30 protein-coding genes are annotated in these 24,111 nt (G+C 54.6%); 17 read left to right on the top strand and 13 right to left on the bottom strand.

Annotation, left to right across the window (positions count from 1 at the left end; all coding sequences use genetic code 11):
* The first annotated feature begins 88 nt into the window (after positions 1–88).
* The 6 genes from ACMGGH_RS02835 to mtgA all read left to right on the top strand — a co-directional run bounded on the left by ACMGGH_RS02835 (position 89) and on the right by mtgA (position 6,471).
* Entirely contained in the window at positions 89–148 is a 60-nt protein-coding gene (locus tag ACMGGH_RS02835; RefSeq protein ID WP_213743486.1) for a hypothetical protein, read from the top strand.
* Positions 149–211: 63 nt separating this feature from the next.
* Positions 212–1,312 (top strand): LPS export ABC transporter permease LptF, encoded by a 1,101-nt coding sequence (gene lptF / locus ACMGGH_RS02830; RefSeq protein ID WP_028014576.1) that lies wholly within the window; start codon positions 212–214, stop codon positions 1,310–1,312.
* The gene (gene lptG, locus ACMGGH_RS02825; RefSeq protein ID WP_028014575.1) at positions 1,312–2,394 is read left to right on the top strand and encodes an LPS export ABC transporter permease LptG; all 1,083 of its coding nucleotides are present in this window, start codon (positions 1,312–1,314) and stop codon (positions 2,392–2,394) included. The genes lptF and lptG overlap by 1 nt, the downstream gene beginning before the upstream one ends.
* Before the next feature lie 135 nt (positions 2,395–2,529).
* Complete coding sequence (gene arcB / locus ACMGGH_RS02820; protein WP_045260464.1) at positions 2,530–4,863, top strand: aerobic respiration two-component sensor histidine kinase ArcB; 2,334 nt, start codon at positions 2,530–2,532, stop codon at positions 4,861–4,863.
* Positions 4,864–5,095: 232 nt separating this feature from the next.
* Positions 5,096–5,749, top strand: a complete 654-nt coding sequence (gene elbB / locus ACMGGH_RS02815; RefSeq protein WP_219259703.1) for an isoprenoid biosynthesis glyoxalase ElbB — start codon at positions 5,096–5,098, stop codon at positions 5,747–5,749.
* A complete protein-coding gene (gene mtgA, locus ACMGGH_RS02810) occupies positions 5,746–6,471 on the top strand; it encodes a monofunctional biosynthetic peptidoglycan transglycosylase (RefSeq protein WP_028014572.1) in 726 nt (241 codons plus the stop codon). The genes elbB and mtgA overlap by 4 nt, the downstream gene beginning before the upstream one ends.
* Before the next feature lie 38 nt (positions 6,472–6,509).
* Here the strand turns inward: mtgA and npr are convergent, their stop codons facing one another.
* The 11 genes from npr to ACMGGH_RS02755 form a co-directional block, all read right to left on the bottom strand.
* Positions 6,510–6,782 (bottom strand): PTS phosphocarrier protein NPr, encoded by a 273-nt coding sequence (npr, locus tag ACMGGH_RS02805; protein WP_025756690.1) that lies wholly within the window; start codon positions 6,780–6,782, stop codon positions 6,510–6,512.
* On the bottom strand, positions 6,779–7,633 hold the full coding sequence (gene rapZ / locus ACMGGH_RS02800) for an RNase adapter RapZ (protein WP_014885397.1): 855 nt from the start codon (positions 7,631–7,633) through the stop codon (positions 6,779–6,781). Before rapZ ends, npr begins: the two co-directional genes overlap by 4 nt.
* Positions 7,634–7,678: 45 nt before the next feature.
* Positions 7,679–8,170, bottom strand: a complete 492-nt coding sequence (gene ptsN, locus ACMGGH_RS02795; protein ID WP_008501443.1) for a PTS IIA-like nitrogen regulatory protein PtsN — start codon at positions 8,168–8,170, stop codon at positions 7,679–7,681.
* Between the two features lie 82 nt (positions 8,171–8,252).
* Positions 8,253–8,540: a ribosome hibernation promoting factor gene (gene hpf / locus ACMGGH_RS02790; RefSeq protein WP_014171818.1), complete on the bottom strand. Its 288-nt coding sequence runs from the start codon at positions 8,538–8,540 to the stop codon at positions 8,253–8,255.
* 22 nt (positions 8,541–8,562) lie between these two features.
* Positions 8,563–9,996, bottom strand: coding sequence for an RNA polymerase factor sigma-54 (rpoN, locus tag ACMGGH_RS02785; RefSeq protein ID WP_028014571.1), 1,434 nt, complete (start codon positions 9,994–9,996; stop codon positions 8,563–8,565).
* A 47-nt stretch (positions 9,997–10,043) separates the two neighbouring features.
* Positions 10,044–10,769: an LPS export ABC transporter ATP-binding protein gene (lptB, locus tag ACMGGH_RS02780; RefSeq protein ID WP_028014570.1), complete on the bottom strand. Its 726-nt coding sequence runs from the start codon at positions 10,767–10,769 to the stop codon at positions 10,044–10,046.
* A 6-nt stretch (positions 10,770–10,775) separates the two neighbouring features.
* Positions 10,776–11,330, bottom strand: a complete 555-nt coding sequence (lptA, locus tag ACMGGH_RS02775; protein ID WP_420299063.1) for a lipopolysaccharide ABC transporter substrate-binding protein LptA — start codon at positions 11,328–11,330, stop codon at positions 10,776–10,778.
* Positions 11,299–11,874 (bottom strand): LPS export ABC transporter periplasmic protein LptC, encoded by a 576-nt coding sequence (gene lptC, locus ACMGGH_RS02770; RefSeq protein WP_028014568.1) that lies wholly within the window; start codon positions 11,872–11,874, stop codon positions 11,299–11,301. The genes lptA and lptC overlap by 32 nt, the downstream gene beginning before the upstream one ends.
* Positions 11,871–12,437: a 3-deoxy-manno-octulosonate-8-phosphatase KdsC gene (gene kdsC, locus ACMGGH_RS02765; protein WP_420299062.1), complete on the bottom strand. Its 567-nt coding sequence runs from the start codon at positions 12,435–12,437 to the stop codon at positions 11,871–11,873. Before kdsC ends, lptC begins: the two co-directional genes overlap by 4 nt.
* Before the next feature lie 14 nt (positions 12,438–12,451).
* On the bottom strand, positions 12,452–13,438 hold the full coding sequence (gene kdsD, locus ACMGGH_RS02760) for an arabinose-5-phosphate isomerase KdsD (RefSeq protein ID WP_028014567.1): 987 nt from the start codon (positions 13,436–13,438) through the stop codon (positions 12,452–12,454).
* A 13-nt stretch (positions 13,439–13,451) separates the two neighbouring features.
* Positions 13,452–14,429 (bottom strand): calcium/sodium antiporter, encoded by a 978-nt coding sequence (locus ACMGGH_RS02755; RefSeq protein ID WP_028014566.1) that lies wholly within the window; start codon positions 14,427–14,429, stop codon positions 13,452–13,454.
* A gap of 227 nt (positions 14,430–14,656) precedes the next feature.
* Between ACMGGH_RS02755 and mlaF the strand changes: the two genes are divergently transcribed.
* From mlaF to murA, 7 genes are all read left to right on the top strand, one after another.
* Positions 14,657–15,469 (top strand): phospholipid ABC transporter ATP-binding protein MlaF, encoded by an 813-nt coding sequence (mlaF, locus tag ACMGGH_RS02750; protein ID WP_028014565.1) that lies wholly within the window; start codon positions 14,657–14,659, stop codon positions 15,467–15,469.
* Between the two features lie 7 nt (positions 15,470–15,476).
* The gene (gene mlaE / locus ACMGGH_RS02745; protein WP_028014564.1) at positions 15,477–16,259 is read left to right on the top strand and encodes a lipid asymmetry maintenance ABC transporter permease subunit MlaE; all 783 of its coding nucleotides are present in this window, start codon (positions 15,477–15,479) and stop codon (positions 16,257–16,259) included.
* A 4-nt stretch (positions 16,260–16,263) separates the two neighbouring features.
* Positions 16,264–16,812 carry an outer membrane lipid asymmetry maintenance protein MlaD gene (gene mlaD, locus ACMGGH_RS02740; protein WP_028014563.1) on the top strand — a complete coding sequence of 183 codons (549 nt, stop codon included), beginning with the start codon at positions 16,264–16,266 and terminating at the stop codon, positions 16,810–16,812.
* Positions 16,813–16,829: 17 nt separating this feature from the next.
* A complete protein-coding gene (mlaC, locus tag ACMGGH_RS02735) occupies positions 16,830–17,465 on the top strand; it encodes a phospholipid-binding protein MlaC (protein WP_047367051.1) in 636 nt (211 codons plus the stop codon).
* Positions 17,465–17,758 (top strand): lipid asymmetry maintenance protein MlaB, encoded by a 294-nt coding sequence (gene mlaB, locus ACMGGH_RS02730; RefSeq protein ID WP_088204348.1) that lies wholly within the window; start codon positions 17,465–17,467, stop codon positions 17,756–17,758. Before mlaC ends, mlaB begins: the two co-directional genes overlap by 1 nt.
* A 126-nt stretch (positions 17,759–17,884) precedes the next feature.
* Positions 17,885–18,139 (top strand): BolA family iron metabolism protein IbaG, encoded by a 255-nt coding sequence (ibaG, locus tag ACMGGH_RS02725; RefSeq protein ID WP_008501458.1) that lies wholly within the window; start codon positions 17,885–17,887, stop codon positions 18,137–18,139.
* A 50-nt stretch (positions 18,140–18,189) separates the two neighbouring features.
* Complete coding sequence (gene murA / locus ACMGGH_RS02720; protein WP_028014560.1) at positions 18,190–19,449, top strand: UDP-N-acetylglucosamine 1-carboxyvinyltransferase; 1,260 nt, start codon at positions 18,190–18,192, stop codon at positions 19,447–19,449.
* A 61-nt stretch (positions 19,450–19,510) separates the two neighbouring features.
* Here the strand turns inward: murA and sfsB are convergent, their stop codons facing one another.
* Together sfsB and ispB are read right to left on the bottom strand one after the other, a co-directional pair.
* Positions 19,511–19,798 (bottom strand): DNA-binding transcriptional regulator SfsB, encoded by a 288-nt coding sequence (gene sfsB, locus ACMGGH_RS02715; RefSeq protein WP_028014559.1) that lies wholly within the window; start codon positions 19,796–19,798, stop codon positions 19,511–19,513.
* A gap of 230 nt (positions 19,799–20,028) precedes the next feature.
* On the bottom strand, positions 20,029–21,000 hold the full coding sequence (gene ispB / locus ACMGGH_RS02710) for an octaprenyl diphosphate synthase (protein ID WP_045260467.1): 972 nt from the start codon (positions 20,998–21,000) through the stop codon (positions 20,029–20,031).
* 257 nt (positions 21,001–21,257) lie between these two features.
* On the opposite strand from ispB, the gene rplU reads away from it, so the two are divergent.
* From rplU to cgtA, 4 genes are all read left to right on the top strand, one after another.
* A complete protein-coding gene (rplU, locus tag ACMGGH_RS02705) occupies positions 21,258–21,569 on the top strand; it encodes a 50S ribosomal protein L21 (RefSeq protein WP_003025032.1) in 312 nt (103 codons plus the stop codon).
* 19 nt (positions 21,570–21,588) lie between these two features.
* Entirely contained in the window at positions 21,589–21,846 is a 258-nt protein-coding gene (rpmA, locus tag ACMGGH_RS02700; RefSeq protein ID WP_004385076.1) for a 50S ribosomal protein L27, read from the top strand.
* A 95-nt stretch (positions 21,847–21,941) separates the two neighbouring features.
* Positions 21,942–22,907 carry a DMT family transporter gene (locus ACMGGH_RS02695; RefSeq protein ID WP_192971984.1) on the top strand — a complete coding sequence of 322 codons (966 nt, stop codon included), beginning with the start codon at positions 21,942–21,944 and terminating at the stop codon, positions 22,905–22,907.
* Between the two features lie 15 nt (positions 22,908–22,922).
* Entirely contained in the window at positions 22,923–24,095 is a 1,173-nt protein-coding gene (cgtA, locus tag ACMGGH_RS02690; RefSeq protein ID WP_227441820.1) for an Obg family GTPase CgtA, read from the top strand.
* The last annotated feature ends 16 nt before the right edge of the window (positions 24,096–24,111 follow it).

The following is a 24,111-nucleotide window of genomic DNA, read 5'->3' as shown; positions in this document are numbered from 1 at the left end:
CCTTTCGTAACTCATGTCCGCTGTTGTGGTGACTTCGTGTTAATCTTACGTTACTACGGTTTCGACACGTCAGAAAAAGTCCTGAAGCGTGAATCCGCCGGATGTTTTAATCTTAGCGACGATTTCGACGACTCAAGAGAATAAATGACGTTTAAGCCATGAAACAAGCGATTTTCCAGCAAAGAGACGGGTTTTTACGGGCGTATTTAAAGTGATAATCATAAGATATCTGGTGCGGGAGACGCTCAAAAGCCAACTGGCGATCCTCTTCATCCTGCTGCTGATTTTTTTCTGTCAGAAGCTGGTGAAGATCCTCGGTGCGGCCGTTGACGGCGAAATTCCAACGAATCTGGTGCTTTCCCTGCTTGGGCTGGGGATCCCGGAAATGGCGCAGCTTATTCTGCCGCTGAGTCTATTCCTCGGCCTGCTGATGACCCTCGGTAAGCTGTACACCGAGAGTGAAATTACGGTGATGCATGCCTGCGGCCTGAGTAAAGCCGTACTGGTGAAAGCGGCGATGATACTGGCGCTGTTCACGGGCATTGTTGCGGCGGTGAATGTGATGTGGGCGGGCCCTATGTCTTCCCGTCATCAGGACGAAGTGCTGGCCGAGGCGAAAGCAAACCCCGGCATGGCGGCGCTCGCGCAGGGGCAGTTCCAGCAGGCGACTGACGGAAACTCCGTGCTGTTTATTGAGAGCGTTGACGGCAGTAAATTCAACGATGTATTTCTGGCGCAGCTGCGTCCTAAAGGTAACGCGCGTCCGTCCGTGGTGGTTGCCGATTCTGGCCAACTTTCTCAGCGCAAAGACGGTTCTCAGGTCGTCACGCTGAATAAAGGCACCCGTTTCGAAGGCACCGCGATGCTGCGTGACTTCCGTATTACGGATTTCCAGAACTATCAGGCCATTATTGGTCATCAGGCGGTGGCGCTCGATCCGACGGATACCGAGCAAATGGATATGCGCACGCTGTGGAATACCGATACCGACAGAGCGCGGGCTGAGTTCCACTGGCGTATTACGCTCGTATTCACCGTGTTTATGATGGCACTGATTGTCGTGCCGCTGAGCGTGGTGAACCCGCGCCAGGGCCGCGTGCTCTCTATGCTGCCAGCGATGCTGCTTTACCTGATCTACTTCCTGCTGCAAACCTCGATTCGCTCTAACGGCGCGAAGGGTAAGCTGGATCCGATGGTCTGGACGTGGTTCGTTAACAGCCTGTACATCTTACTGGCGCTGGGATTAAACCTGTGGGATACGGTGCCTGTGCGCCGCATACGTGCCCGATTCTCGCGTAAAGGAGCCATCTAATGCAGGCGTTTGGCGTTCTTGATCGCTATATCGGTAAAACCATTTTCACCACCATCATGATGACGTTGTTCATGCTGGTGTCGCTCTCCGGCATTATCAAATTTGTCGATCAGCTGAAAAAAGCCGGGCAGGGCAGCTATGACGCGATGGGTGCGGGGATGTACACCCTGCTCAGCGTGCCAAAAGATGTGCAGATCTTCTTCCCGATGGCGGCTCTGCTGGGCGCGCTGCTGGGGCTGGGGATGCTGGCTCAGCGCAGCGAGCTGGTGGTGATGCAGGCCTCAGGCTTTACCCGTATGCAGGTTGCGCTGTCGGTAATGAAAACCGCAATCCCGCTGGTGCTGTTGACCATGGCGATTGGCGAGTGGGTGGCACCGCAGGGCGAGCAGATGGCGCGTAACTATCGTGCTCAGGCAATGTACGGTGGTTCACTGCTCTCGACTCAGCAAGGTTTATGGGCGAAAGACGGGAAAAACTTCGTCTACATCGAACGGGTAAAGGGTAATGATGAACTGGGCGGGGTGAGCATCTACGCGTTCAACGACCAGCGCCGTCTGGAGTCTGTCCGACACGCCTCTTCCGCGAAGTTTGACGCTGAACATAAGCAGTGGCGTTTGTCGCAGGTTGATGAATCTGACCTGACCGATCCAAAACAGATTACCGGGTCACAGACGGTGACCGGCACCTGGAAGACCAACCTCACGCCGGATAAGCTCGGGGTTGTTGCGCTGGATCCTGACGCGCTCTCTATCAGCGGCTTGCACAACTATGTGAAGTACCTGAAGTCGAGCGGGCAGGATGCCGGACGCTATCAGCTCAACATGTGGAGCAAAATCTTCCAGCCGATGTCCGTGGCGGTGATGATGCTGATGGCGCTGTCGTTTATCTTCGGCCCGCTGCGTAGCGTGCCGATGGGCGTGCGCGTCGTGACCGGTATTAGCTTCGGCTTTGTCTTCTATGTACTCGATCAGATCTTCGGTCCGCTGACGCTGGTTTATGGCATCCCGCCGATTATCGGTGCGCTGCTGCCGAGCGCTAGCTTCTTCCTGATCAGCCTCTGGCTGCTGCTGAAACGCTCCTGATTGACCTCTCCTCGCTTCCGGTGAACCGGAGGCGAGGCTAATCTCCTGTTTCACCCCGCACTTTTTCTCACAACCTTCAACGTCCCGCCTCGAATTTGAGTATTATTGAGCGATAAAGTCGTGAAGGGATCCTCTATGAAGCAAATTCGAATGCTAGCCCAGTACTACGTCGACCTGATGATGAAGCTTGGACTGGTGCGTTTCTCCATGCTGCTGGCGCTGGCGCTGGTCGTTCTGGCGATTGTCGTGCAGATGGCCGTTACGATGGTTCTGCATGGTCAGGTCGAGAGTATCGACGTTATCCGCTCTATCTTCTTCGGCCTGCTCATTACCCCCTGGGCAGTCTATTTTCTTTCCGTGGTGGTCGAACAGCTTGAGGAGTCCCGTCAGCGCTTATCAAAACTGGTCGATAAGCTGGAGGAGATGCGCGAGCGCGACCTGAAGCTCAACGTTCAGCTTAAAGACAACATTGCTCAGTTGAATCAGGAAATTTCAGATCGTGAGAAGGCGGAGGCAGAGCGTCAGGCCACGCTGGAACAGCTGAAAATCGAAATGAAAGAGCGAGAGGTGACGCAGATCCAGCTTGAGCAGCAATCCTCCTTCCTGCGTTCGTTCCTGGACGCTTCGCCGGATCTGGTATTCTACCGTAACGAAGATAAAGAATTTTCAGGCTGTAACCGGGCGATGGAGCTCCTGACCGGGAAAAGCGAGAAGCAGCTGATTCACCTCAAGCCGCAGGACGTTTACTCCGAAGAGGCGGCCGCCAAGGTCATGGAGACGGATGAAAAAGTGTTCCGCCATAACGTCTCGCTGACCTACGAACAGTGGCTGGATTACCCAGACGGGCGCAAAGCCTGCTTTGAGATCCGTAAGGTGCCGTACTATGACCGCGTCGGGAAGCGCCACGGCCTGATGGGCTTCGGCCGTGATATTACCGAGCGTAAGCGCTATCAGGATGCGCTGGAGCGCGCCAGCCGCGACAAGACCACCTTCATCTCCACCATCAGCCATGAGCTTCGTACGCCGCTTAACGGCATTGTGGGGCTGAGCCGCATTCTGCTGGATACCGACCTGACCGCAGAGCAGGAAAAATACCTCAAAACGATTCATGTCTCGGCGGTCACGCTGGGTAATATCTTCAACGATATTATTGACATGGATAAGATGGAGCGCCGAAAGGTTCAGCTTGATAACCAGCCGGTTGATTTCACCAGCTTCCTTGCCGATCTGGAAAACTTGTCTGGTCTGCAGGCCCAGCAGAAGGGGCTGAATTTTGTCATGGATCCCACCCTGCCGCTGCCGCATAAAGTGATTACCGATGGCACGCGCCTGCGTCAGATCCTGTGGAATCTCATCAGCAACGCGGTGAAATTTACCCAGAAGGGGCAGGTGGCGGTGCGTATTCGCTATGACGACGGGGACATGCTGCACTTCGAGGTGGAGGACTCCGGGATTGGTATTCCGCAGGAGGAGCAGGACAAGATTTTCGCGATGTACTACCAGGTGAAGGACAGCAACGGTGGAAAACCGGCCACTGGTACCGGAATCGGCCTGGCGGTGTCTAAGCGGCTGGCGAAGAGCATGGGGGGTGACATCACCGTTGCCAGCCAGGCGGGCAAAGGGTCAACCTTCACGCTGACGGTGCATGCGCCGGCGGTGGCGGAAGAGGTAGAGGATACCTTTGAAAACGACGATATGCCGCTGCCTGCGCTGCACGTCCTGTTGGTGGAGGATATTGAGCTTAACGTGATTGTAGCGCGCTCGGTGCTGGAAAAACTGGGCAACAGCGTGGATGTCGCGATGACCGGTAAAGCCGCGCTGGAGATGTTTACACCTGGTGAATATGACCTCGTTCTGCTGGATATCCAGTTGCCGGATATGACCGGGCTGGATATCTCGCGTGAACTGACGCGTCAGTACGCGGCTGATGAACTGCCGCCGCTGGTGGCGCTGACGGCGAACGTGCTGAAAGATAAAAAAGAGTATCTCGACGCCGGTATGGACGATGTACTCAGCAAGCCTCTGGCGGTGCCTGCTCTGACCGCCATGATCAAGAAGTTCTGGGATACCCACGATGAAGAGGAGAGCACCATGACGTCTGTTGATAGCGCAAAAGCCCAAACGATACTCGATACCGCGATGCTGGAGCAGTATATCGATCTGGTCGGCCCGAAACTGATTACCGACGGCCTGGCGGTGTTTGAAAAAATGATGCCGGGTTATTTGAGCGTGCTGGAGTCAAACCTGACGGCGCGTGACCAGAAGGGCATCGTGGAAGAAGGGCATAAAATCAAAGGCGCAGCCGGCTCGGTCGGGTTACGCCATCTGCAGCAGCTGGGTCAACAGATTCAGTCGCCTGATTTACCAGCTTGGGAAGATAACGTTGGTGATTGGGTTGAAGAGATGAAACAAGAGTGGCAGAACGATGTTGCGGTGCTTAAAGCCTGGGTGGATGCCAGAAAAAAATGACCCCGGCTAGACCGGGGTGCGCGAATACTGCGCCAACACCAGGGAAATCGTGGCTGCGCCTGTTTTTTAAAGTAATTTTCTAATGGGCGCCGCCGTAAAAATTTAGGCCGCACGCAGATAAGATAGCAAATCTTAAATGGTTTGTTACATGAATCAGTGAAATGTGTGAAGCATAGCGTTTTAATCAAAATTATTAATGTGCTTCAGCGAGTTGCAAAGAAGGATCGTCAAGATGAAAAAAATTGGTGTTGTCCTGAGCGGATGCGGTGTTTTTGATGGTTCAGAAATACATGAAGCCGTAATCACGCTGCTGGCCCTCACAAAACAGGGAGCAGAGGTTATCTGTTTTGCGCCCGACAAAAATCAGTCGGATGTGATTAACCATCTGACCGGCGAGCCGATGGCCGAAACGCGTAACGTGCTGATTGAAGCCGCGCGTATTGCCCGGGGAGAGATTCATCCGCTGGCGAAGGCAGATGCCGCTGAACTGGATGCGCTCATTGTGCCGGGCGGCTTCGGCGCCGCGAAAAATCTCAGCACCTTTGCTGCCGAGGGTGCCGCATGCGCGGTGGACCCTGATCTCAAAGCGCTGACGCTGGCGATGCATGCCGCGGGCAAGCCGCTGGGCTTTATCTGTATTGCACCGGCCATGCTGCCAAATATTTTCGATTTTCCGTTACGGCTGACGATCGGAACCGATATTGATACCGCAGAGGTCGTCGAGGATATGGGGGGTGAACACGTTCCGTGTCCGGTCGATGACATTGTGGTGGATGAAGACAACAAAATTGTCACCACGCCCGCGTATATGCTGGCGAAGAATATTGCGGAAGCCGCCGTGGGCATTGAAAAGCTGGTCGCCCGGGTGCTGGTGCTGACGGAATGAGGCGACAGTTTTCCGCAGGCGCATGGGTGAAACGCCTTCTTTTCCGCATCGTACTCGTCCTGGCGGTGTTCTGGGGGGGCGGGCTGGCCGTGTTCAGCATTTTGCCGGTACCGTTTTCAGCGGTCATGGTTGAGCGCCAGCTTAGCGCGTGGTTCTCCGGTGATTTCGGCTATGTTGCCCATTCTGACTGGGTGAGCATGGATGAAATTTCTCCGTTCATGGGGCTGGCGGTTATCGCGGCGGAAGATCAAAAATTCCCGGAGCACTGGGGGTTCGATGTGGCTGCGATTGAAAAGGCGCTGGCCCATAACGAACGTCACGAAAACCGCGTGCGCGGTGCGTCAACGCTGTCGCAGCAGACGGCTAAAAACCTGTTCCTGTGGGATGGCCGAAGCTGGGTGCGAAAAGGGCTGGAAGCGGGCCTGACCCTGGGAATGGAAACGGTCTGGAGCAAAAAGCGTATTCTGACCGTTTACCTTAATATCGCCGAGTTCGGCGACGGGGTATTTGGTGTCGAAGCTGCATCACAACGCTATTTTAATAAACCTGCCAGCAGGCTGAGCATGTCGGAGGCGGCGCTGCTCGCGGCTGTTCTGCCTAATCCTGTCCGCTTCAAGGCCAGCGCCCCGTCAGGGTACGTGCGAAGCCGTCAGGCGTGGATCATGCGCCAGATGCGCCAGCTGGGTGGGGAAGGGTTTATGGAGAGAAATGCGTTAATGTAGGGCGGGTAAGCGCAGCGCCACCCGCCAGAATAGCAGGCCTAATCTTCGTCGAACCCGGCGTTAAACAGCGCAACTACCGCTGCCAGAGCTTCCTCTTCCTGAGGACCGGTGGCTTCAACCTCAATCTGACGCCCTTTGGCGGAGTCCAGCATCAGCAGCGCAATCACGCTGTTGGCTTCCGCTTCGGTGCCTTCGTCATTACGCAGCAGCACTTCTGCATCGAAACCCTGCATCAGCTCAAACAGCTTCATCGCCGGGCGTGCATGCATGCCCAGCTTATTGGTGATCTCAACGGTTTGTTTTACGGTCATGTTTTACGTTTTTCCAGCGTGCGATGACGGGACTGAACGTTCTTACCGCGCGAGCGGAAATAGTCGGCCAGCTGTTCGGCGATGTAGACCGAACGATGTTTACCGCCGGTACAGCCAATCGCCACCGTCAGGTAGCTACGATTGTTTGTCTCCAGCATAGGTAACCATAGCTCAAGGTAGCTTCGCGTCTGGTAGATAAAATTGTGAACTTCTGTGTGTCGGTCGAGGAACGCCGCCACGGGCTTATCCAGACCGGTCATTGGACGCAGTTTGGGATCCCAGTGCGGGTTCGGCAGGAAGCGCACGTCGAAAACATAGTCCGCATCAATCGGAATACCGTGTTTAAAGCCGAAGGATTCGAACACCATCGTCAGCTCGCGCTCGCGTTTGCCCAGCAGCCGGGTTCGCAGCATTTCCGCCAGCTCGTGAACGGACATCTCTGAGGTGTCGACAATCAGATCGGCACGAGAGCGCAGCGGCTCAAGCAGATCGCTCTCTTCGTCGATGGCGCTCTCCAGCGAGAGATTCTTGCTGGAAAGCGGGTGCAGACGACGGGTGTCGCTGTAGCGGCGGATCAGGGTATTGCGGTCGGCATCAAGGAACAGCAGCTGAGGCGAGAACGCGTCAGGCAGGTTACTCATGGCCTGTTCGAAGATCTCTGGCGATTCCGGCATGTTACGAACGTCGATACTGACGGCGGCGGAGGTTTGTCTCTCCGCTAACGTGCGTGCCAGATCGGGCAATAACACGACCGGCAGGTTATCGACGCAGTAAAAACCCATGTCTTCCAGCGCGCGCAGGGCAACGGATTTCCCCGACCCTGAACGACCGCTGACAATCATCAGCACCATGTTCCGTTTCTCCTCAGGACAACAGATGTGAAGGCCATCACCTGGTTATGCGTCATCCTGATTGCCTTCTGCTTCAGTGATAATTTGATAAAGCTCTTCATCACTTTGGGCTGAGCGCAGTCGACGGCAGATGGTTTTATCCGCCAGACGTTTAGCAACCAGCGAAAGCGTATGCAGGTGGGTCTTGGTCTGGTCGGCAGGCACCAACAGCGCGAAGAGGAGATCGACGGGCTGGTTATCAATGGCGTCAAAAGCGATTGGCGTTTCCAGCTGCACAAACACACCGACGGCACGCAGGGTGTCCTCTTCCAGCTTGCCGTGCGGGATCGCGATGCCGTTGCCGATACCGGTACTGCCCATCTTTTCACGGGTCAGAATGGCTTCGAACACCACCTGCGGTGGCAGGCCCAGCTGTTTTGCAGCCAATTCACTGATGATCTCCAGCGCACGTTTTTTGCTCTGGCAGTGAACGGCACTGCGGGTACATTCCTGGTTAAGGACATTGCTCAGTTGAAGAGCGGAATCGTTGTTCATCATAATTTCACCTAAGCGCTAACTGTACAAATGGCCCGTTGTGTTTCACAACAGGCCGTCCTGCACCCGTTAACTGCCCGGACAATTAGTGTTGTTTCAGTTTATCTTTATGTTTATTGAGCTGTCGCGCAAGCTTGTCAATCAAGCCGTCGATAGCCGCGTACATGTCTTGCCCTTCCGCACTGGCATGGAGTTCACCCCCGTTAACATGCAGGGTTGCATCCGAGATATGAGTCACTTTCTCCACTTTTAACACAACGTAGACCTGATTGATCCTTTCGAAATACTGCTCGAGTTTCGCGAACTTAGCGTTCACGAAGTCACGTAAAGCCTCAGTAATCTCGACGTTATGTCCTGTGATATTGAGCTGCATAGTGTCTTCCTTATCGGTTGTGTCAGACCAGCTGTTTACGCTGGTTAGACGGCGGAATGGATAAAGACTCTCGATACTTCGCAACAGTACGACGTGCCACCATAATACCCTGATCGGACAGCATGGTGGTCAACTTACTGTCACTTAGTGGCTTCGCGGGATTCTCCGCGGCGATCAACTTCTTCACCAGAGCGCGAATCGCCGTTGAGGAGGCTTCGCCGCCACCCTCGGTGTTCACGTGGCTGGAGAAGAAATACTTAAGCTCAAAAATACCGCGCGGACTGTGCAGATACTTCTGCGTAGTAACGCGGGAAATAGTGGATTCATGCATCTCGACGGCCTGGGCGATATCCGCCAGCACCATCGGCTTCATATACTCTTCGCCCTGCTCAAAGAAGGCCTGCTGCTGTTCGACGATGCAGCGGCTCACGCGAAGCAGGGTATCATTCCGGCTCTCCAGGCTCTTGATCAGCCATCGCGCTTCCTGAAGATTGCTGCGAATGTATTGATTGTCGGAGTCGTTGCGCGCGCTGGTACACATGGAGGCGTACTGCTGGTTGATTTGCAGGCGAGGGATGCTGTCAGAGTTCAGTTCAACGACCCAGCGGTCATTGTGTTTTCTGACCAGCACGTCCGGGATAACGTACTCGGGTTCGCTGGTCTGGATCGACTGACCGGGACGCGGATCGAGAGACTGGATCAGATTTACCGCCTCTTTCAGCACCTCTTCCTTCAGGCGCGTCACGCGCATCAGGGTGCGGAAATCGTGGTTAGCCAGAAGATCCAGATGATCGCTGATGATTAAGCGAGCCTCGTCGAGCCACGGCGTCTCTTTACTGAACTGAGAAAGCTGGATCAGCAGACAGTCGCGCAGATCCTTCGCGGCCACCCCGACCGGATCGAAGCGCTGAATGCGTTTCAGTACCGCTTCAATCTCCTCAATCTCAATCTCTTCATCGCCCATGCTTTCCAGAATGTCGTCCAGCGTGACGGTCAAATAACCGGTGTCATCAACGGCGTCGACAATTGAGGTGGCAATGGCGCGGTCGGTATCGGAGAAGGGGGTAAGCTCTACCTGCCACATCAGGTAATCCTGCAGCGACTGGGTGGTTTCGCCCTGGTAGACCGGTAATTCGTCGTCCTGGTAGTCTGCACGCGTGCCGGAAGGGGTCCCGGCGGTATAGATTTCATCCCAGCTGGCATCCAGCGGAAGCTCGTCCGGCATCTCTTTTTGTTCGAGTGCATCCGCGGTGTCGAGCGCTTCTGTGTCCTGTGACTGCTGGGTATCTACCTCGTCATGAAGATCGGCTTGCTCCAGCAGGGGATTGCTGTCCAGCGCCTGCTGGAGCTCCTGCTGGAGTTCTAAGGTGGACAGTTGCAACAGACGAATTGCCTGCTGTAACTGCGGCGTCATCGCCAGCTGTTGGCTGAGCCTTAATTGCAAACCTTGCTTCATGTTCAGAGCATTTTTCTCCGGTTCGGCGTTACGTTACCTCTACCCTATCAGAGTCTGAAGTCTTCCCCAAGATAGACGCGCTTAACATGATCGTCTTCGAGGATCTGCTGCGGCGTACCGTGAGCGATCAGATTGCCCTGGCTCACGATATACGCGCGTTCACATACCGCCAGCGTTTCACGAACGTTGTGGTCTGTGATCAGCACGCCAAGTCCGCTGTCACGCAGATGCTCGATAATGCGTTTAATGTCGATAACGGAGATCGGGTCAACGCCCGCAAACGGTTCATCCAGAAGGATAAACTTCGGATTGGCGGCCAGCGCGCGCGCAATCTCAACACGACGGCGTTCCCCCCCGGACAAGGCCTGGCCCAGGCTGTCGCGCAGGTGTTCGATATGAAACTCTTCCATCAGCTCGTTGGCACGATCCTGACGCTGTTCGTTGGTCAGGTCGTCGCGAATTTGCAGGACTGCCATCAGGTTATCAAAGACGCTCAGACGACGGAAAATAGAGGCTTCCTGCGGCAGATAGCCAATGCCACGGCGCGCGCGGGCGTGCAGCGGCAGCAGGCTGATGTCTTCATCGTCGATGATGATGTTGCCGGCGTCACGCGGCACAATGCCCACCACCATGTAGAAGGTGGTGGTTTTACCCGCACCGTTGGGGCCAAGCAGGCCCACAATTTCGCCGGAGTTGACGGTCAGACTGACATCTTCTACGACACGGCGGCCCTTATAGGCCTTCGCGAGATTTTTTGCAGTTAATGTTGCCATAGCGAATTAGTTACTCTTCTTCTGTGCCGGGGCCTGGCCCTTGCCTTTGTCCTGCAGCTGCGACGGAAACAGCACGGTGGTTACGCGTTTGCCTTTCTCGCTGGAGGCCTGCATTTTTTGCTCTTTCACCAGATAGGTAATCTGGTCACCGGTAATATTGCTGTCCAGCTGTTCCAGATACGCGTTTCCGGTCAGGATGACCAGGTCCTTCGCCAGCTCATAGTGCATATGCGAGGCGTGGCCCTTCACCGGCTTGCCATTGTCCTGCATCTGGTAGAAGGTGGCTGGGTTGCCGTAACCATCAATGATTTCTTTGCCCTGCTCGCCGCCCGGACGGGTAACGACCACTTTATCGGCGTTAATTTTGATGGTCCCCTGAGTCATGACGACGTTACCCGTGAAGGTGACGACGTTACCCTGCATATCGAGAGACTGAGTGTCGGACTCGATATGGATCGGCTGGTCGGTATCGCCCGTTACAGCAAGCGCGGGGAGACTGGCCGCCAGCATCGCGCTGGCGATAATTACTTTAAGGCTGAGTTTGTTTGTTTTGAATTTCATAGGAGGTTCTAACCTTTTCAATCAGCTCGGCGTTCTTGCTGCGTAAGTTCCCGCGCATTCTTAAACCGCTGGAATTAAATGTTGTGCCATACAGTGTGACCAGATCCTGCGACGTCACGTCCTGGGTTACCAGGTTGATCTGGGCATTATCCGTCGTAATTTTTCGCAGTTGCGAGTCAGCGGTCAGGGCGTTGACTTCAACGTGGCCATACAGATAAAGCATACGATCATTTGTCAGTTTGGCCCGATCTGACTTAATTGACCACGTCGGCACTTTGTCTTTATCGAAAGTGGTCATGACAGGTTGGGTAAACCACGAAACGCCGTCATCGGAAAAGTATTCAACGTGCTGGGCAATCAGGCGATAATTCAGCGCACCTTCCGGGCTATAGACCACGGTGTCACTGTGATCGCTTTTATAGGTTGGATCGTTATTGTTGACGACTTCCGTTTGCGTATCGTCGCGATCGGCAAGGTTCACGCCAATCAATACCAGTGCGACAAGCGAAAGCAGAATGATAACCCAACGTCTGGTTTTACTCATATCGATTGCCCTTTGGCTTCATCAAGCTTGCCCTGCGCCAGCAGAAGCAGATCGCAGACTTCACGGACGGCACCCCGGCCACCGTTGATGTGGGTAACGTAGTCAGCGCGCGGGATCAACAGCGGATGAGCATCAGCAACCGCGATGCTGAGACCGACTTCAGCCATCACCGGCCAGTCAATCAGGTCGTCCCCGACGTAGGCCACGTTTTCCGGTGCGATAGCCAGTTTACCCAGTAAATCATTGAACGCTGCCATCTTATCGGATTGACCCTGGTAAAGATGGGTAATGCCTAAGGTTTCACAGCGGTCTTCTACCAGTTTAGCTTTTCGTCCGGTGATGATAGCAACCTCAATACCCGAGGTGAGCGCACAGCGGATACCGTAGCCATCGCGAACGTTAAACGCTTTCAGCTCTTCACCATTATTGCCCATGTAAATCAGGCCATCGGAAAGTACGCCATCCACATCCAGAATGAGCAGACGAATATTTTCCGCCTTTGCCATCATCTGGGTACTGCCCGGACCATAACAGGTTGCAAGGGATGCACCCGCATTACTCATTGTCTTATCCTTTATTACACTACGCCAGCGCGCAGCAGATCATGCATATGTACCACACCCAGCAACTGGTCGCCATCGGCAACCATAACGGAGGTGATATGGCGGGACTGCATCAGGTTCAGCACATCCACGGCCAGCGTTCCCGGACGCACGCGAATGCCGCCGGGCGTCATCACATCGGCAATGCCGAGCGTGCGGACATCTACACCCATGTCGAACACGCGACGCAGGTCGCCATCGGTGAAGATCCCCTGAATTTTCATCAGATCGTCGCACACGACCGTCATACCCAGATTCTTACGGGTGATTTCCAGCAGCGCATCACGCAGGGAGGCTTCTTTGCTGACGTGAGGGATCTCATCCCCGGTGTGCATAATATCGTTTACCCGCAGCAGCAGCTTGCGCCCCAGCGCGCCGCCCGGATGGGAGAGCGCGAAATCTTCCGGCGTAAAACCGCGGGCTTCAAGCAGCGCGACGGCAAGCGCATCGCCCATGACCAGCGCGGCGGTGGTGCTGGATGTTGGCGCCAGGCCGAGCGGGCAGGCCTCTTTCGGTACTTTAACGCACAGATGAATATCGGCCGCACGCGCCATGCTACTTTCCGGACGGCTGGTCATGCAAATCAGCGGCACCTGCAGACGCTTCAGTACGGGGATCAATGCGAGAATTTCATTGGACTCACCGGAGTTGGACAGCGCGATAACGACATCCTGCGGCGTGACCATCCCCAGGTCGCCGTGCGCGGCTTCCCCCGGGTGTACAAAGAAGGACGAGGTTCCGGTGCTGGCAAACGTTGCCGCCATTTTGCGCCCAATGTGGCCGGACTTGCCCATCCCCATCACCACGACTTTCCCGGCACAGTAGAATATCTTCTCACATGCCAGACTAAAATCCTGATTAATGTACTGATCTAACTGCGCCAGACCTTCACGTTCAATCTCCAGAACCTCTTTGCCTGCTTTCTGAAAGTCAAAACCCGGCTGCAATTCTATTTGCGACATAATGCGTTTCCGTTTACCCAGAGAGAAGAGGCGAGAGCCAGTACAGCATCGCCATCCATACGATAAATCCACCCGTCAGCAGCGCGCCTGCGCCTTTGCCGATCTGGCGTTGCCGCCGCCAGCAGAGCAGGGCAAATATCACGCTGACCAGCAACATCACCCCGTAATCGCGTGAAAACGCCAGAGGATTAAACGGACCCGGCGTAATCAGAGCCGGCAGGCCCATGACAATCGCGATATTAAATATGTTGGAGCCGATGATATTACCAATGGCGATGTCATCTTCCCCTTTACGTGCCCCCGCAATGGCGGTGGCCAGCTCCGGCAGGCTGGTGCCGATAGCAATAACCGTCAGGCCAATCGTCAGTTCGCTCATGGCGAAATAGTTCGCCAGTACCGTCGCGTTATCCACGACCATGCGCGTTGCCATCGGCATGATGATCAGCGCAACGCCAAGCCAGAGGAGGGCGACCGGCAGCGTGCCTTCCCGCGGGAGTTCGGCAACCTGTTCACGCGTCAGGCTATCCTGACCCTGTTTTTCCGCCTGGCGGGCAATCTTAACACTATACAGTAACCAGATGACGGCCAGCGCCAGCAGGAAAATGCCGTCGCTATAGCTCAGTACGCCATCATAAAATACGCACCCTGCCAGCAGGCTTACGACTAACATTAGCGGCAATTCACGGCGCAGAACATCAGAATGCACGCGAAATGGATGGAGCAGTGCCGCAAGGCCTAAAATCAGTAATATATTGACGATGTTAGAGCCAATCGCGGTGCCAATTGCCAGGTCTAACTGACCATGCAGCGACGCCGAGACGGAGACGATGATTTCAGGAAGTGACGTGCCAACGCTGACCACGGTCATCCCGATGACTACAGGCGGTACACCCGTCAGGCGACACAGGATAGATGCAGCAAAGACTAAACGGTCAGCACTGTAGACCACTAACAGTAAACCAATGATTAACAGTGCTGTTGCTAAAAGCATCAAAAGTCCTTTCTTCAGGTATACTTGTCGGTCCATCGCGCGGGAATGGCTGGACTGCATACGGTCTGAGGCGTAACGAATTCCTAATTTTGACTTTATGCGCCGGAAAAGTAAAACAAATGCCAGCTTTCGCTAACCTCAACGGCTAATATTCTGTAAAAATGCGGGGTTAAGGGCTGATTCAGGCTGCACGTCTTAACGTGAGCAGGGTAAGAAAGGAACTATAAATGAGCCAAACGATGGCGAATATCGTCGATGTCCGCGGTGTGAGTTTTTCTCGCGGCAATCGACTGATATTCGATGATATTTCGTTGACCGTACCGCGTGGCAAAATCACCGCCATCATGGGGCCGTCTGGGATCGGTAAAACGACCCTCCTGCGCCTTATTGGTGGTCAGATCCCACCGGATAGCGGTGAAATCCTCTTCGATGGCGAAAACGTCCCGGAGATGTCGCGCTCGCGCCTGTATACTGTCCGCAAACGTATGAGTATGCTCTTTCAGTCGGGGGCGTTGTTCACCGACATGAACGTCTTTGATAACGTGGCCTATCCGCTGCGCGAGCATACCAGCCTGCCGCCTGAGCTGCTGAAAAGCACGGTGATGATGAAGCTTGAAGCTGTGGGGTTGCGGGGAGCCGCGAAGCTAATGCCTTCGGAGCTGTCCGGCGGGATGGCGCGCCGCGCCGCGCTGGCGCGAGCTATTGCATTAGAGCCCGATTTAATCATGTTCGACGAACCGTTCGTCGGGCAGGATCCCATCACGATGGGCGTGCTGGTAAAGCTCATCTCTGAACTGAACAGCGCGCTCGGCGTCACCTGTATCGTGGTGTCTCACGATGTACCGGAAGTGTTGAGCATTGCCGATTACGCCTATATCGTGGCGGACAAAAAGATCGTTGCACACGGCAGCGCCCAGGCGCTGCAGGAAAATTGCGATCCGCGCGTGCGGCAGTTCCTCGACGGTATTGCTGACGGACCCGTACCGTTCCGCTACCCGGCGGGCGATTATCGTGACGATTTACTGGGAATAGGGAGTTAAGCCACTCATGCTGTTAAATGCGTTGGCCGCTCTCGGACACCGTGGCATAAAAACCATCAGGACGTTCGGGCGTGCCGGATTGATGTTATTCAACGCGCTGGTCGGCAAGCCGGAGTTTAGTAAGCACGCCCCTCTGCTGGTGCGTCAGCTTTATAATGTCGGCGTGCTGTCGATGCTCATCATTATTGTTTCCGGTCTGTTTATCGGTATGGTGCTTGGGCTGCAGGGCTACCTTGTTCTGACAACCTACAGTGCGGAAACCAGCCTCGGAATGCTGGTGGCGCTTTCGCTGCTGCGCGAATTGGGTCCGGTTGTGGCGGCACTGCTGTTTGCCGGACGCGCTGGGTCGGCATTAACGGCTGAGATTGGCCTGATGCGTGCGACCGAGCAGCTATCCAGCATGGAAATGATGGCGGTCGATCCGCTGCGTCGCGTGATCTCGCCGCGTTTCTGGGCGGGGGTGATCTCGCTCCCGCTACTGACTATTCTGTTTGTCGCCGTGGGGATCTGGGGCGGTTCGCTGGTTGGGGTCCACTGGAAAGGCATCGATGCCGGCTTCTTCTGGTCCGCGATGCAGGACGCCATCGACCTGCGAATGGATCTGGTTAACTGCCTGATTAAAAGCGTGGTGTTTGCCATTACGGTCACCTGGATTGCATTGTTCAATGGTTACGATGCTATCCCGACCTCGGCGGGCATTAGCCGTGCAACAACACGTACTGTCGTACATTCGTCGCTGGCCGTACTGGGCCTGGATTTTGTGCTCACCGCACTGATGTTTGGGAATTGAGTTCATGCAAACGAGAAAAAATGAAATTTGGGTCGGCGTTTTCCTGCTGCTGGCGCTGCTGGCGGCGCTGTTTATCTGCCTGAGAGCGGCGGATATCACCTCAGTACGCACCGAGCCGACGTATCGCATCTATGCCACGTTCGATAACATCGGCGGGCTGAAGGCGCGTTCACCGGTCCGCATTGGCGGTGTGGTGATCGGACGCGTAACTGACATTACGCTGGATGAGAAGACCTATCTGCCGCGCGTCGCGATGGATATCGAAGAACGTTACAACCACATTCCGGACACCAGCTCCCTTTCTATCCGTACTTCCGGCCTGCTGGGTGAACAATATCTGGCACTTAACGTCGGCTTTGAAGATCCTGAGCTGGGAACGACTATCCTTAAAGACGGTAGCGTTATCCAGGATACGAAGTCCGCGATGGTGCTGGAGGACATGATTGGTCAGTTCCTTTACAACAGTAAAGGGGATGATAAAAAGTCTGACGATGCCCCTGCGCAGAGTGAAGACCATACCAACGTTGCGCCGACCCCTGGTGCTGCGAATTAATTCAGGAGAAGTCATTCATGTTTAAACGACTGTTAATGGTTGCCATGCTGGTCATTGCCCCTCTCACTGCGGTACATGCTGCGGATCAGAGCAACCCGTACAAACTGATGGACGAAGCTGCGAAGAAAACCTTCGACCGTCTCAAAAACGAACAGCCAAAAATTCGCGCGAATCCTGACTATCTGCGTGACGTGGTTGACCAGGAACTGCTGCCGTATGTGCAGATCAAATATGCGGGAGCGCTGGTGCTGGGCCGCTATTACAAAGACGCCACCCCGGCGCAGCGTGAGGCCTATTTTGCCGCATTCCGTGAATACCTGAAGCAGGCGTATGGTCAGGCGCTGGCGATGTACCACGGTCAGACCTATCAGATCGCCCCGGAGCAGCCGCTGGGTGATGCGACCATCGTGCCTATTCGTGTAACGATCATCGATCCTAACGGCCGTCCGCCGGTGCGCCTGGATTTCCAGTGGCGTAAAAACAGCCAGACCGGCCACTGGCAGGCGTATGACATGATCGCCGAAGGCGTAAGCATGATCACCACCAAGCAGAACGAGTGGAGCGACCTGCTGCGCACCAAGGGCATTGATGGCCTGACCGCGCAACTGCAGTCCATTGCTCGTCAGAAAATTACCCTGGACGAGAAGAAGTAATGTCGCAGCAACTCCGCTGGTCGCGTGAAGGTGAGACGTTAAGGCTGTCCGGCGAGCTGGACCAGGATCTGCTGAACCCACTGTGGGATAAACGCCAGGAAGCGATGCAGGGCGTGACGCTTATCGACTTAACCGACGTCACGCGGGTGGATACGGCAGGCGTTGCGCTGCTCGCCCATCTGGTTGCCGTGGGCAAAAAGCAGGGAATAAGCGTCATGCTTCATGGCGCGAGTGACAATGTCGTTACCCTTGCGCAACTCTACAATCTGCCTCAGGACGTACTGCCTCGTTAATATTTTCAGTGCGTTACTTCCGAAAGCCCTGACAGTTTCATCGTCGGGGCTTTTTGCTTGTTTAAGACGACGCCACTTTGCTCTAAGATGTTGGGCTTGTTTTCACTATCAGATGATTAAGAGCCCATGGAAAATCATGAAATCCAGACAGTGCTGATGAATGCACTCTCCCTTCAGGAAGCCCACGTCACTGGCGATGGCAGTCACTTCCAGGTTATTGCTGTGGGTGAGATGTTCGACGGTATGAGCCGTGTGAAGAAGCAGCAGGCTGTGTACGCGCCGCTGATGGAATATATTGCGGATAACCGCATCCACGCCCTGTCGATTAAAGCGTTCACCCCGCAAGAGTGGGCACGCGATCGCAAACTAAACGGTTTTTGAGCTGAGGGCGACAGGCCCGCAGCACGGTTGAATTTATAAGAGAGCACACAATGGATAAATTTCGTGTACAGGGGCCAACGCGTCTCCAGGGCGAAGTCACAATTTCTGGCGCGAAGAACGCCGCGCTACCAATCCTCTTTGCTGCGCTGCTCGCGGAAGAGCCGGTAGAAATTCAGAACGTACCGAAGCTGAAAGATATCGACACGACCATGAAGTTGCTCACCCAGTTGGGCACTAAAGTTGAGCGCAACGGTTCCGTCTGGATCGACGCCAGCAACGTGAACAACTTCTCTGCGCCTTACGATCTGGTTAAAACCATGCGTGCATCTATCTGGGCGCTTGGCCCGCTGGTGGCACGTTTCGGTCAGGGTCAGGTTTCGCTGCCGGGCGGTTGCGCCATCGGCGCGCGTCCGGTTGACCTGCATATCTTTGGCCTGGAGAAACTGGGCGCAGAGATCAAGCTGGAAGAGGGTTACGTTAAGGCCTCCGTCAACGGTCGTCTGAAAGGCGCACACATTGTCATGGACAAAGTGAGCGTAGGCGCTACCGTTACCATCATGTCTGCGGCAACGCTGGCAGAAGGTACCACCATCATCGAAAACGCCGCGCGCGAACCGGAGATCGTGGATACCGCCAATTTCCTCGTGGCGCTGGGCGCGAAGATTTCCGGCCAGGGTACTGACCGCATCACCATTGAAGGCGTTGAGCGTCTGGGCGGTGGTGTGTATCGTGTTCTGCCGGACCGTATCGAAACCGGCACCTTCCTGGTGGCTGCGGCCATTTCCGGCGGTAAGATTGTCTGCCGTAATGCACAGCCAGACACTCTGGATGCCGTTCTGGCGAAGCTGCGTGAAGCGGGTGCCGATGTTGAAACCGGTGAAGACTGGATCAGCCTCGACATGCACGGCAAGCGTCCTAAAGCGGTGACCGTGCGTACGGCTCCGCATCCGGCATTCCCGACCGATATGCAGGCACAGTTCACTCTGCTGAACCTGGTTGCCGAAGGAACCGGTGTGATTACCGAGACGATTTTCGAAAACCGTTTTATGCACGTACCGGAACTGATCCGTATGGGTGCACATGCTGAGATCGAAAGTAATACCGTGATTTGCCATGGCGTTGAGAAACTGTCCGGTGCTCAGGTAATGGCAACGGATCTGCGTGCGTCTGCAAGCCTGGTGCTGGCGGGCTGTATCGCGGAAGGCACAACGGTGGTGGATCGTATTTATCACATCGATCGTGGCTATGAACGTATTGAAGACAAACTGCGCGCGCTGGGTGCCAATATCGAGCGTGTGAAGGGCGAGTAATCGTTCCGGCAGCCCCCTGCCAGAAATGACCGGGGGGTTGCTATTCCTGTCAAAAAAACCGTTATCCCTGCGGTTCTGTTTTTGCTTTTCTCTGGCGCATCATGCGCGTTCTGTCGATAAATTCATGAGTAACAGGATCGTGATAACGTGAAGGCCAGATCACCCACGGGTGCGTTTCCAGCGCCGTCGCGATAATCAATTCTCCCTTTGGCCAGGGGCGGGTCAGGGCGTTGGCCAGGGTGGAAGAACTCAGACCATGGCGGCGGGACTCTGCTGCAAGTGACGTTCCTCTTTTGCGCAGTGCCGCAATGATATCTGCCGTATGCCAGTCGATAAATTTCGTATCCATAACGCTGTCCTTAAGTTCGGATTCACCTACGCCGTTTCTTCTGAAACGACTAGCTTACTATACCCATTTCGACTTCTTGTTCTAAAAAGTTCGAGTTACTTGAAGGGATATTCAGAATAAGACATGGCTTTATTCATGCGGGCTTTAACCCGATTCATTTACATGAATGAGGAATTTACTGATGCGTTTTTGAACCTCCCCGCGATGGATACGGGGAGGTGGGGGCAAGATTAACGGTCGCGTTGAACAGCGATGTGGGCAAGACCAATCAGGGCATCGCGCCATGGGCTGTCTGGAATAACCTGGAGAGCTTCGATGGCTTTGTCAGCCTCTTCTTCAGCACGCTGGCGGGTCCATTCCAGCGAGCCGCAGATGGCCATCGTTTCCAGTACAGGTTCCAGAAGATGGCGACCATTTCCCTGTTCGATCGCCTCACGGATCATTTTCGCCTGGTCGGCCGTTCCGTGACGCATCGCGTGAAGCAGCGGCAGGGTCGGTTTGCCTTCGTTCAGGTCATCGCCAACGTTTTTGCCGAGCGTTTCGCCGTCCGCGCTGTAGTCCAGCAAATCATCAATCAGCTGGAAGGCAGTACCCAGGTAGCGTCCATAATCCTGCAGTCCTTTTTCCTGCGCCTCGGAACAGCCAGCCAGGATGCCGGAACACTGGGCGGCCGCTTCAAACAGGCGCGCTGTTTTGCTGTAGATAACGCGCATGTAGTTTTCTTCGGTGATATCGGGGTCATTGACGTTCATCAGCTGCAGCACTTCGCCTTCAGCGATGACGTTGACGGCTTCGGACATCACCTCGAGCACTTTCAGAGAGCCCAGGCTGGTCATCATCTGGAAGGCGCGGGTATAGATAAAGTCCCCGACCAGAACGCTGGCGGCGTTCCCGAAGGCAGCGTTTGCCGTGGCTTTGCCACGACGCATATCGGATTCATCCACAACATCGTCATGCAGAAGCGTCGCCGTGTGAATAAATTCGATCAGCGCGGCGATCGTCACGTGGGCATTTCCCTGATAGCCAACGGCTCTGGCAGCCAGAATGGCAATCATCGGGCGAATGCGTTTACCGCCGCCGCTGACAATGTAATAGCCCAACTGATTGATCAGCTGAACGTCAGAGTTGAGTTGCTCCAGGATTGCTGCATTTACACCCGCCATATCTTGCGCGGTTAACTCGTTGATTTTTTCTAAATTCATCGCAAAAGCCGGGCTTTTTATCCTGTTGATCCCATCTTCAATGGGGTAACGAAGGGTTTCGGTTTATCAATAGTAGTGCTGATTGTACTGAAAAAACGGCTCAGATAAACGTTACCGTACGTGTTGTGTTTTTTTTCTTCATGTATTGACGGTAGCACTTGTCAAAGGCTCGCGTTTTGCGTAATATTCGCGCCCTATTGTGAATATTTATAGCGCACTCTGATTCATACGAGGACGTGCGCGGAAGCGGAGTTTATATGTACGCGGTTTTCCAAAGTGGTGGTAAACAACACCGAGTAAGCGAAGGTCAGACCGTTCGCCTGGAAAAGCTGGACATCGCAACTGGCGAATCTGTTGAGTTCGCAGAAGTTCTGATGATCGCAAACGGTGAAGAAGTCAAAATCGGCGTTCCTTTCGTTGATGGCGGCGTTATCAAAGCTGAAGTTGTTGCACACGGTCGTGGCGAGAAAGTTAAAATCGTTAAGTTTCGTCGTCGTAAACACTACCGTAAGCAGCAGGGCCACCGTCAGTGGTTCACTGATGTGAAAATTACTGGCATCAGCGCCTAAGACCTGAGGAGAGATTTAAATGGCACATAAAAAGGCTGGCGGCTCCACACGTAACGGTCGCGATTCAGAAGCTAAACGCCTGGGCGTTAAGCGTTTCGGTGGCGAATCCGTTCTGGCGGGTAGCATCATCGTTCGTCAACGTGGTACCAAATTCCACGCTGGCAACAACGTAGGTTGCGGTCGTGACCACACTCTGTTTGCTAAAGCAGACGGTAAAGTGAAATTTGAAGTTAAAGGCCCGAACAACCGTAAATACATCAGCATCGTTGCTGAGTAAGGTTTTCTCGGTCCGGTAACGGATTAAAGCCCCGCAACGTGTTGCGGGGCTTTTTACATTGGAAACCCGGAAAATTTTCTGTAGGGAAAACGGGCATGAAGCAGCAGGCCGGCATTGGTATTCTTTTGGCGCTCACGACCGCAATGTGCTGGGGTGCGCTGCCAATTGCAATGAAGCAGGTACTGGAAGTGATGGAGCCGCCTACGGTGGTCTTTTATCGCTTCCTGATGGCAAGCATTGGTCTCGGGACCATCCTTGCAGTTAAAGGCAAGCTTCCACCGCTACGGCTCTTCCGCAAACCTCGATGGCTGGTGTTACTGGCCATTGCGACGGGCGGTCTGTTCGGTAACTTTATCCTGTTCAGCTCTTCCCTGCAGTATTTGAGCCCTACGGCGTCTCAGGTGATTGGTCAGCTTTCGCCTGTCGGCATGATGGTCGCGAGCGTGTTCATCCTCAAAGAGAAGATGCGCGGGACGCAGATTATCGGGGCAAGCATGCTGCTATGCGGCCTGGTGATGTTCTTCAACACCAGCCTGATCGAGATTTTTACCCGGCTTACGGACTACACCTGGGGCGTGATCTTCGGCGTGGGTGCAGCAACGGTCTGGGTGAGCTATGGCGTCGCGCAAAAGGTGTTATTGCGTCGCCTGGCCTCACAGCAGATCCTTTTTTTGCTGTACACTTTGTGTACAGTGGCATTATTGCCGTTAGCGAAGCCGGGCGTCATTAGCCAGCTGAGCGACTGGCAACTGGCGTGCCTCATTTTTTGTGGGCTTAACACGCTGGTCGGTTATGGCGCGCTGGCGGAAGCGATGGCGCGCTGGCAGGCAGCACAGGTGAGCGCATTGATCACGCTTACCCCGCTGTTTACGCTGTTATTTTCAGATTTGTTATCAATGGCCTGGCCCGATGTCTTCGTCAGACCGATGCTCAACCTGTTGGGCTATCTCGGTGCGTTTGTCGTGGTTGCGGGCGCGATGTATTCCGCCATTGGTCATCGTCTTTGGGGACGTTGGCGCAAAAATGAAGCGGTCGTAGTAGTCCCCCGCTCAGGCGAATGAGTTACGGAGAGTAAAATGAAGTTTGTTGATGAAGCGACGATTCTGGTCGTGGCAGGTGATGGCGGTAACGGTTGTGTAAGCTTCCGCCGTGAAAAATATATTCCTCGTGGCGGCCCTGACGGCGGTGACGGTGGCGATGGTGGTGACGTGTGGCTGGAGGCGGATGAAAACCTCAACACGCTGATCGACTACCGCTTTGAAAAATCCTTCCGCGCAGAACGCGGACAGAACGGCCAGAGCCGTGACTGTACCGGTAAACGCGGTAAAGACGTGACCATTAAGGTTCCGGTCGGTACGCGCGTTATCGATCAGGGCACCGGTGAAACCATGGGCGATATGACTAAACACGGTCAGCGCCTGATGGTGGCGAAAGGCGGCTGGCACGGTCTGGGTAACAGCCGTTTCAAATCTTCCGTTAACCGTACCCCGCGTCAGAAAACGATGGGTACCCCGGGTGATAAGCGTGACCTGCAGCTTGAGCTGATGCTGCTGGCAGACGTGGGCATGCTGGGTATGCCAAACGCCGGTAAATCGACCTTTATCCGCGCTGTTTCTGCTGCGAAACCAAAAGTAGCGGACTATCCGTTTACCACGCTGGTACCAAGCCTCGGCGTTGTCCGTATGGATAACGAGAAGAGCTTCGTCGTGGCTGATATCCCAGGCCTGATTGAAGGCGCTGCGGAAGGGGCTGGCCTGGGTATTCGCTTCCTGAAGCACCTTGAGCGTTGCCGCGTACTGTTGCACCTCATCGACATCGATCCGATCGACGGTTCCGATCCGGTTGAAAACGCCCGTATCATTATCGGTGAGCTGGAAAAATACAGCGAAAAACTGGCGAGTAAGCCACGCTGGCTGGTCTTCAACAAGATCGACCTGATGGATAAAGCGGAAGCCGAAGCGAAAGCCAAAGCGATTGCTGAAGCGATGGGCTGGGAAGATAAATACTACCTTATCTCCGCGGCAAGCCAGGTTGGCGTGAAAGATCTCTGCTGGGATGTGATGACCTTCATCATCGAGAACCCTGTCGTTCAGGCTGAAGAAGCGAAACAGCCAGAAAAAGTCGAATTCATGTGGGATGACTACCACCGCCAGCAGCTCGAAGAGCTGGAAGCGGAAGAGGAAGAAGACTGGGACGATGACTGGGATGAAGACGACGAAGAAGGCGTCGAGTTCATCTACAAGCACTGATATCTGTCCAAAGCCC

The organism is Enterobacter sp. BNK-16, from assembly GCF_048684955.1.
Classification (GTDB): domain Bacteria; phylum Pseudomonadota; class Gammaproteobacteria; order Enterobacterales; family Enterobacteriaceae; genus Enterobacter; species Enterobacter bugandensis.
This window is presented reverse-complemented; position numbering and strand designations above follow the sequence as displayed.

Coding starts and splice junctions, on each gene's coding strand:
- lptG (WP_028014575.1), top strand. CDS start 1,312: ATGCAGGCGTTTGGCGTTCTTGATCGCTATATCGGTAAAACCATTTTC.
- arcB (WP_045260464.1), top strand. CDS start 2,530: ATGAAGCAAATTCGAATGCTAGCCCAGTACTACGTCGACCTGATGATG.
- elbB (WP_219259703.1), top strand. CDS start 5,096: ATGAAAAAAATTGGTGTTGTCCTGAGCGGATGCGGTGTTTTTGATGGT.
- mtgA (WP_028014572.1), top strand. CDS start 5,746: ATGAGGCGACAGTTTTCCGCAGGCGCATGGGTGAAACGCCTTCTTTTC.
- npr (WP_025756690.1), bottom strand. CDS start 6,782: ATGACCGTAAAACAAACCGTTGAGATCACCAATAAGCTGGGCATGCAT.
- rapZ (WP_014885397.1), bottom strand. CDS start 7,633: ATGGTGCTGATGATTGTCAGCGGTCGTTCAGGGTCGGGGAAATCCGTT.
- ptsN (WP_008501443.1), bottom strand. CDS start 8,170: ATGATGAACAACGATTCCGCTCTTCAACTGAGCAATGTCCTTAACCAG.
- hpf (WP_014171818.1), bottom strand. CDS start 8,540: ATGCAGCTCAATATCACAGGACATAACGTCGAGATTACTGAGGCTTTA.
- rpoN (WP_028014571.1), bottom strand. CDS start 9,996: ATGAAGCAAGGTTTGCAATTAAGGCTCAGCCAACAGCTGGCGATGACG.
- lptB (WP_028014570.1), bottom strand. CDS start 10,769: ATGGCAACATTAACTGCAAAAAATCTCGCGAAGGCCTATAAGGGCCGC.
- lptA (WP_420299063.1), bottom strand. CDS start 11,330: ATGAAATTCAAAACAAACAAACTCAGCCTTAAAGTAATTATCGCCAGC.
- lptC (WP_028014568.1), bottom strand. CDS start 11,874: ATGAGTAAAACCAGACGTTGGGTTATCATTCTGCTTTCGCTTGTCGCA.
- kdsC (WP_420299062.1), bottom strand. CDS start 12,437: ATGAGTAATGCGGGTGCATCCCTTGCAACCTGTTATGGTCCGGGCAGT.
- kdsD (WP_028014567.1), bottom strand. CDS start 13,438: ATGTCGCAAATAGAATTGCAGCCGGGTTTTGACTTTCAGAAAGCAGGC.
- ACMGGH_RS02755 (WP_028014566.1), bottom strand. CDS start 14,429: ATGCTTTTAGCAACAGCACTGTTAATCATTGGTTTACTGTTAGTGGTC.
- mlaF (WP_028014565.1), top strand. CDS start 14,657: ATGAGCCAAACGATGGCGAATATCGTCGATGTCCGCGGTGTGAGTTTT.
- mlaE (WP_028014564.1), top strand. CDS start 15,477: ATGCTGTTAAATGCGTTGGCCGCTCTCGGACACCGTGGCATAAAAACC.
- mlaD (WP_028014563.1), top strand. CDS start 16,264: ATGCAAACGAGAAAAAATGAAATTTGGGTCGGCGTTTTCCTGCTGCTG.
- mlaC (WP_047367051.1), top strand. CDS start 16,830: ATGTTTAAACGACTGTTAATGGTTGCCATGCTGGTCATTGCCCCTCTC.
- mlaB (WP_088204348.1), top strand. CDS start 17,465: ATGTCGCAGCAACTCCGCTGGTCGCGTGAAGGTGAGACGTTAAGGCTG.
- ibaG (WP_008501458.1), top strand. CDS start 17,885: ATGGAAAATCATGAAATCCAGACAGTGCTGATGAATGCACTCTCCCTT.
- murA (WP_028014560.1), top strand. CDS start 18,190: ATGGATAAATTTCGTGTACAGGGGCCAACGCGTCTCCAGGGCGAAGTC.
- sfsB (WP_028014559.1), bottom strand. CDS start 19,798: ATGGATACGAAATTTATCGACTGGCATACGGCAGATATCATTGCGGCA.
- ispB (WP_045260467.1), bottom strand. CDS start 21,000: ATGAATTTAGAAAAAATCAACGAGTTAACCGCGCAAGATATGGCGGGT.
- rplU (WP_003025032.1), top strand. CDS start 21,258: ATGTACGCGGTTTTCCAAAGTGGTGGTAAACAACACCGAGTAAGCGAA.
- rpmA (WP_004385076.1), top strand. CDS start 21,589: ATGGCACATAAAAAGGCTGGCGGCTCCACACGTAACGGTCGCGATTCA.
- ACMGGH_RS02695 (WP_192971984.1), top strand. CDS start 21,942: ATGAAGCAGCAGGCCGGCATTGGTATTCTTTTGGCGCTCACGACCGCA.
- cgtA (WP_227441820.1), top strand. CDS start 22,923: ATGAAGTTTGTTGATGAAGCGACGATTCTGGTCGTGGCAGGTGATGGC.